Source organism: Streptomyces sp. NPDC053673 (assembly GCF_055585225.1).
In genome coordinates, this window is sequence record NZ_JBVJKN010000109.1 from 1 (window position 1) to 1,158 (window position 1,158).

Here is a 1,158-nt window from a genome sequence, read left to right on the forward strand (position 1 = left end):
TCCAGCCCACGACGGCTGGTCAGCACGACACGCTCCGCACCCGCCGTGGCCAGCCAACGCGCCACCCGGCCACCCAACGCACCCGTACCACCCGTGACAAGGACCGTGCCGCCCGGAACCCACGAACCCTCGCCCCGAACAGCCCGAGCAGCGCGTACCAGGCGCCGGCCGAACACACCCGACGACCGGACCGCAACCTGATCCTCACCACCAACACCGGCAAGCACGCCGACCAGCCGTGACAGTGCACGCTCGTCCAGCACACCCGGCAGATCAACCAGACCGCCCCAGCGCTCCGGCAACTCCAACGCCGCAACCCGCCCAAGACCCCACACCTGCGCCTGCACCGGCGACACGAGACGGTCCGAACGACCCACCGACACCGCACCCCGAGTCAGACACCACAACGGCGCCCCAACCCCGGCATCACCCAACCCCTGCACCAAAGCCGTCGTGGCATACAACCCACCCGTCTCATCCATTCCGAGGAACGACACAACGCCGGCGAGTGCCTCAGCATCGACCAGCAGCTCGGCCAGCCCAGCCCGGTCCACACCGGACCCCACCACAACCCGCCGAACCTCAGCCCCACACCCCGACAACGCACCCACCACAGCCTCAACCGAGGCATCACCCTCGTGGGATGCAGGTACCACCACCAGCCAGGAACCGCTCACCGTTCCGGAAGGCATTGCGGCAGTCACAGGCTTCCAGCTCGCCCGATAACGCCAACCATCCACGACCGACTGCTCCTGCCCCTGACGGCGCCAGGCCGACAGAGCGGGAACCACGCTCCCCCACGCGCTGACGTCCTCAAGGCCCAGCATGGCCGCAAGCGACTCCAGATCCTGCTGCTCGATAACGTCCCAGAAGCGGGCGTCCAGCGCGTTCGCGGGCTCGACGTCGGCCGGGTCGCCGGTCGACAACCGGGTCTCCGGCCAGTAACGCTGCCGCTGGAACGCATACGTCGGCAAATCGATCCGCTGTGCACCCATGCCGGCAAAGAACGCCTGCCAGTCAACGATGCCACCCCGCACATGCACCTGAGCCAAAGCGGCGACCGCCGCCTCCGCCTCAGGACGCCCCTTTCGCAGCACCGGCACGAACACGGCTGCCTCACCGGCCACGCACTCCTGCGCCAGAGCAGACAGGACACCG

At 68.6% G+C, this 1,158-nt stretch carries 1 protein-coding gene; it reads right to left on the bottom strand.

From position 1 onward, the window contains the following. Window positions 1-1,127, bottom strand: a 1,127-nt coding sequence (locus ACZ6ZQ_RS38595) for a KR domain-containing protein (protein ID WP_469773201.1), incomplete at its 3' end; no start/stop codon positions are given. Window positions 1,128-1,158: the final 31 nt, after the last annotated feature.